Origin of the sequence: Streptomyces sp. NPDC060209 (assembly GCF_042728155.1) — a bacterium.
GTDB lineage: Bacteria > Actinomycetota > Actinomycetes > Streptomycetales > Streptomycetaceae > Streptomyces.
The window spans coordinates 1-5,392 of sequence record NZ_JBHWZS010000445.1 but is presented as its reverse complement, the minus strand read 5'-3'; the positions used below and the strand labels follow the sequence as shown (position 1 = coordinate 5,392).

Here is a 5,392-nt window from a genome sequence, read left to right as displayed (position 1 = left end):
CCCTGACGGACATCCGTCAGGGGGCCGCGCTGTCGTTCCCCGACGTGCGTCCGCCGATCGTGTTGATCGAGAACATGCCCAGCCATTGCCAGGCGTGTTTCCTCAGGATTAACATCTTCACTGAATTGAACTGAACTCAGGTTGATCTGGGGAGGGTCATGCGACGGCGCAGGACACGCTCGCTCATCGCCGTACTCGCCGCCCTGTTCGCCGTGACGGCGAGTGCCTGCGGCACAGGAGGCCCGTCGGCGGCAGGGGACGACAAGGTCATCAAAATCGGCGCCTGGCTACCGCTCACCGGAGCGCAGGCCACTTTCGGAGTGCCCGAGAGGGCGGGTGCCAACGCGTACTTCAAGTCCGTCAACGCACAGGGCGGGATCAACGGCCGCAGGGTCGAGTGGATCGTCAAGGACCACGCCGCCGACCCGCAGCAGACGGTCCAGATCGCCCGTCGCCTCGTCGACCAGGACGGGGTCGTGGCCATCGTCGCTGCGAACGGTACGTCTCAGAGCCAGGCCACATTCCCCTTCGTGCTCGAGCAGTCGAAGGTGCCGATACTCAACACGCTCGGCGGAGACGCATCCTGGTACCGGCCGGCCCGCGAAGGGCTGTTCGGGCTGCAGACCCTGTACGAGGACCAGGCGGCCGCGCTGGGGGACTGGGTGGCGCGCGACGGAGCGAAGAAGGTGCTCGTCGTGCACAGCGACCCGGCGGCCTTCGTGAACGTCGCCGAGCAGATCGGCCCCGCGGCACGCAACGCCGACCCGTCAATCGACGTGAAGCGCTTGAAGGTCAAGCTCCAGACCACCGACTACAGCCCGGTGATCAGCAAGGTGAAGGCCCGTAAGCCCGACGCCGTCGTCCTGATCCTGCAGGCCTCGGAAGCCGCGTCCTACCTCAAGGAAGCCAAGCTGCAAGGACTGGACGCCCCCTCCTACGGCTATGCGCCCGTGGCGGCACAGTCCACGCTGACGCTGGCGGGCAAGGCGGCCGAAGGGGTCAAGTCGGTGCAACTGGTCAAGTCGCCGCATGACGACGACCCCGCCATCAAGGAGTTCCGCGCGGCGATGGCGAAGTACGAGCCCGGACAGCCTGCCGACTTCATCACCTTGTGGGGCTGGGAAGCGGCCAAGGCTTTCGTCGAGATCGCCAAGACCATCGACGGGCCGGTGACCTCCGAGTCGCTGACCCGAGCCTACGAGAAGGCCCGCCATGTCGACACGGGCGTGGGGCCGGTCCTCAGCTTCGGCGCCGGCCGGCACCTCGGCACCCGCGACGTACAGAAAGTGGTCGTCAGAAACGGCCGATGGGAGTCGCAGGGCGACTTCTTCACTCCGCCTGTCCGCGACTGACGTCCGCGGCAGGGCCCCGTCCGACCAGAGAGAGGACCACCATGGCCGGCGTTTTGCTCGACTACATGGCACGTATGGACAGCGACCGCCCCGAGCGGGCACTCGAACTGCTCGCACCGGACTTCCGCTTCCACATCGCCCTGCCGGGCCGCGAGGCGACGGGATGGTCCAAGGATGACTTCGCCACCTACATCGCGGGCCGCAACGCCGTCGAGCGGGTGCATGAAGTACTCCGCCACAGCACCGACGCCGATCTGGAGACCGTGTACGGAGTCGTGACCGAGTCGGGGAAGGCCGTCGGATCCTTCCTGTCGGCCGCCGTCGTCACCGACGACGGCCGGATGGCGCGCTACCAGTCGTACTTCACCACCACGTACGACCTCATCGACCGTCCGGAGAGGTAGCCACCGAACCAGGCACGGGCACCACACGCCGCATCGCACAGAGCCGTAAGGAAGCCCCTATGACCGACACCTCCACAGGCGCCGCCCCCACCGCGGCCCCCGCCCCCTTCCTCACCGCCTGGTTCGAGATCCTCGACAGCGACGAGCCGAACAGGATCCTCGACCTGATCAGCGACGACTTCTCGCTCTCCATCCTGTTCTCCACCGGCGACGGCAAGGCCACCGACTTCGCCGGAGACCGCGCCGCGTTGGTCGGCTACCTCGAACAGCGCGAGAGGGGCACACGGACCCATCACCTGCTGTCCGCGACCACACTCGGCCAGGATGAGCTCTTCCTCGGGGAAGTCCGGCGCGAGGGCGTTCCCGAGGCCACCTTCGTCGCCGCCGGGCGGGTGGACGCCAACCATCGGCTGCAGCGTCTGCTGATCGGCCGGTCGTCCGAGATCCGTTTCAACTGACCACCTACGGAGGACAGTCATGTACAACCTGGTCCTGCTGGCAGCGCGGCCCCCGGAGTGGACGCACGAGCAGTTCATCGACTGGTGGCGGGACGACCACGCCACCCTGACCCACCGCCTGCCAGGACTGCGGGCCTGGCGGCACACGGAGATCGACCAGGCCCTGGAGAAGCGCTCCGAGGGTTGGGACGGGATCTCCGTGCTCAGCTTCGACTCCCCGGTGGAACTGGAGAAGGCCCTTGCGAGCCCGGAGTGGGCGGATGCCGTGGCCCAGGTAGGGAACATGAAGGGCCGCCGGATCGCGGTGATGGGTCACGAGGCGGAGCTGTTCACTGGCTGACGGGACCGGATCGGCACGGCATTCATCTCAGCCTCTGCCTCAGCACGGCCATGCACATCAGCCGTTCCAGCAGGATTCATAGGTTCATCACGGAGTTCGGCACAGCATAGCGAGGAAGCGGGATGCGACAGGTAGTGCGGGAGTTCCAACAACGGACCGAACAGGCGGACTTCGTCGCGGTCATCGACGATGTGGGCAGCCATACGGCACGCGAGTTGCTCGCCGAGGCGGTCCGGCTCGCGAGGGTGATGTTCCCCGGCGGGGCCGGCGGTACCGTCATGCTCCAGGCCGACAACTCATGGCGCACCGTCGCCGGCACCCTCGCCGCGGGCCTGAGTGGCGCAGTTCTCGCGGTGGTCAACCGGCACACCACACGAGCCGAGTTCGCCGCCGCTTTCGAGGACATCCGCCCGGACGCCGTCGTCGCCGAGCCCTCGGCGATGGCGGAATGGGCGGTGTCCGAGCTGGTGCGGGGCACGGCGGACGACACCGTGCTCGACGGCTGGACCGTCCACCGCGCGCCGGGACAGCCGGACGTGTCGCGCTGGTCGGGCGGCGTCCTCATCGGACTGACCTCAGGATCGACCGGCCGGCCCAAGGGAGTGGTGCAGTCCGAGGAGGCGCTGCGCTACGCCGGGACGAGCACGATCGAGATCAACGGCCTGAACCGCGGGGACGCGGTGGCCGCCGTCGTGCCGCTGTCGTCGACGGCCGCGTACTGCTTCGGCGTCCACCTCGCACTGCTGCTGGGTGGGCCGCTCGTCCTCACGGCGAAGTGGGACCGGGCCGTCGCCATGCGGCGGATGGCCGACGCCGACGTCCGGTGGACCATGTGCGTGCCGACGATGGCGCTGCAGATGGGGGCCGAAGCGGCAGGCTCCGGAATCCTCGCGGGAGTGCGCGCGATCACCGTGGGCGGCGGCCCGATGGACCGCGCTGCCCTGGCGCGTGCCGAACAGTCCCTGGGCACGAGGATCCTCCGCGTCTTCGGCATGTCCGAGTGTCTCGGCCACACCTCGCCGAGCCCGGACGACCCCGAGGACATCCGGCTCGGCAGGGACGGTCGCCCCTTCCCCGGCACGGAACTACGCGCCCTGACCCCCGGCGGGGCCGAAGCCGGACCGGGGGTGTCCGGCCTGGCGCACGTACGCGGCCCCTCGCTCTTCCTCGGCTACGCCCGGGGCGGGCGGGTCGAGCCGCCGGCGTTGACGCAGGACGGCTACTTCCCCACCGGGGACCTGCTGATGACCCACGAGGACGGCACCGTCAGCATCATGGGCCGCGAGAAGGACATCATCATCCGCGGCGGCCGGAACATCGGCATCACCGAGATTGAGCGGGCTGTCGCCAGCTATCCGCGCGTGGCCAGGGTCTGCGTCGCGGCCGTCCCGGACAAGGTGCTCGGCGAACGTGTCGCCCTGCTCGTCGTCACGGAGGACGGCAGGGGCATCGACCTCGCGGAGGTCACCGGCCATTTGGAGAGCGTCGGCCTCGCCAAGACCAAGTGGCCCGAATTCGTCTACGACGTCGATGAGTTGCCACAGACCAAGGTCGGCAAGCTGGACCGCTCGGGGGCCCGCGAACTGGCCCATCGACTGCGTGAGGGGGCTCCGCACCCGGCCTGACGAGGGCGGAAGTCGGAGGGCCGCCCCGACGCGTATCCCGCCTGATCCACAGCGGCACACCAGCCAGCGAGGGAGAGTTATGACAGCGCGGTTCGACCAGGGCCCATGGGCCGCAGCCGGAATCCAGACCGTGCAACCCGGGGTGCACCGCGTTCCCCTGCCGCTGCCCGACGACGGCCTGCACGCCGTGAATGTCTATCTGCTGGAGAACCTGGCGGACGACAACGGCATCGTCATGATCGACGGTGGCTGGGCGATCCCCGAGGCGCGCAAGGTACTTGAGGAGGCCCTGTCCGCCATCGGCCGTGACCTGGGCGACATCAGTCACATCCTGGTCACCCACATTCACCGCGACCACTACACGAACGCCGTGGAACTGCGACGTCTGGTCGGCTCGCGCGTCTATCTCGGTGCGGGTGAACGGCCCGGACTGGAGATGCTCGACCGGCTGCGCAGCGACGAACCCGCCGGCTCACTGGAGACGTTGCGCAGCGCGGGCGCAGGCGAACTCGCGGACCGTGTCCAGGCGATGGACCACGGCGGCTACGACCCGAGCATCTGGGAGGCCCCCGACCGCTGGCTCGGCGCCGAGACCCTCCGCTTCGGCGACAGCGCGCTGCGCGTCGTACCGACTCCGGGACACACCAAAGGACATGTGGTCTACCTGGACGAACAGCGCGGGCTGCTGTTCTCCGGGGACCACGTCCTGCCGCACATCACCCCGTCCATCGGCTTCGAACTGGCCGAGCCCGGCGGTCGGCCACTCGCCGACTACCTGGACTCACTGCGGCTGATGACCCGGTACGCCGACACCCGGCTGCTGCCGGCGCATGGGCCGGTGGCCGACAGCGCCCACACCCGGGTCGCAGAGTTGCTCACGCACCACGACAACCGGCTGGGCAAGAGCCTGACGGCGCTGGGGGAGGGCACGCTCGACGCACACGCGGTGGCGCGCGAGCTGGGCTGGACGCGCCGGGAGGTGCCGTTCGGCGAGCTCAGCGCCTTCAACCAGATGCTCGCGGTGAACGAGACTGCCGCTCATCTGGACGTCCTGGTGCTGCAGGGGCTGGCCACGGCGACGTTCGTGGGCGGGGTGAACCAGTACACGCGGGTGCAGTGAGACCTCACGTGCAGCAGGAGTGGGGGGCGCGGAAACAGCCGCGCCCCCCCATCCAGTCGTCAGCGCGCCCTCCAGCCGCCGTCCACGTACAGC

6 protein-coding genes are annotated in these 5,392 nt (G+C 68.9%); all 6 read left to right on the top strand.

Annotated features, from left to right (window positions below; translation table 11 throughout):
* Positions 1–158 precede the first annotated feature (158 nt).
* The 6 genes from ACFWFI_RS40700 (at position 159) to ACFWFI_RS40675 (ending at position 5,299) form a co-directional block, all read left to right on the top strand.
* Positions 159–1,352: an ABC transporter substrate-binding protein gene (locus ACFWFI_RS40700; RefSeq protein WP_387400684.1), complete on the top strand. Its 1,194-nt coding sequence runs from the start codon at positions 159–161 to the stop codon at positions 1,350–1,352.
* A 41-nt stretch (positions 1,353–1,393) separates the two neighbouring features.
* A complete protein-coding gene (locus ACFWFI_RS40695; RefSeq protein WP_387400682.1) occupies positions 1,394–1,756 on the top strand; it encodes a nuclear transport factor 2-like protein in 363 nt (120 codons plus the stop codon).
* 59 nt (positions 1,757–1,815) lie between these two features.
* On the top strand, positions 1,816–2,214 hold the full coding sequence (locus tag ACFWFI_RS40690; RefSeq protein WP_387400681.1) for a hypothetical protein: 399 nt from the start codon (positions 1,816–1,818) through the stop codon (positions 2,212–2,214).
* Between the two features lie 19 nt (positions 2,215–2,233).
* Complete coding sequence (locus ACFWFI_RS40685; protein WP_387400679.1) at positions 2,234–2,554, top strand: EthD family reductase; 321 nt, start codon at positions 2,234–2,236, stop codon at positions 2,552–2,554.
* 122 nt (positions 2,555–2,676) lie between these two features.
* Positions 2,677–4,179 carry a class I adenylate-forming enzyme family protein gene (locus ACFWFI_RS40680; protein WP_387400677.1) on the top strand — a complete coding sequence of 501 codons (1,503 nt, stop codon included), beginning with the start codon at positions 2,677–2,679 and terminating at the stop codon, positions 4,177–4,179.
* A gap of 79 nt (positions 4,180–4,258) precedes the next feature.
* On the top strand, positions 4,259–5,299 hold the full coding sequence (locus ACFWFI_RS40675) for an MBL fold metallo-hydrolase (RefSeq protein ID WP_387400675.1): 1,041 nt from the start codon (positions 4,259–4,261) through the stop codon (positions 5,297–5,299).
* The last annotated feature ends 93 nt before the right edge of the window (positions 5,300–5,392 follow it).

Coding starts and splice junctions, on each gene's coding strand:
- ACFWFI_RS40700 (WP_387400684.1), top strand. CDS start 159: ATGCGACGGCGCAGGACACGCTCGCTCATCGCCGTACTCGCCGCCCTG.
- ACFWFI_RS40695 (WP_387400682.1), top strand. CDS start 1,394: ATGGCCGGCGTTTTGCTCGACTACATGGCACGTATGGACAGCGACCGC.
- ACFWFI_RS40690 (WP_387400681.1), top strand. CDS start 1,816: ATGACCGACACCTCCACAGGCGCCGCCCCCACCGCGGCCCCCGCCCCC.
- ACFWFI_RS40685 (WP_387400679.1), top strand. CDS start 2,234: ATGTACAACCTGGTCCTGCTGGCAGCGCGGCCCCCGGAGTGGACGCAC.
- ACFWFI_RS40680 (WP_387400677.1), top strand. CDS start 2,677: ATGCGACAGGTAGTGCGGGAGTTCCAACAACGGACCGAACAGGCGGAC.
- ACFWFI_RS40675 (WP_387400675.1), top strand. CDS start 4,259: ATGACAGCGCGGTTCGACCAGGGCCCATGGGCCGCAGCCGGAATCCAG.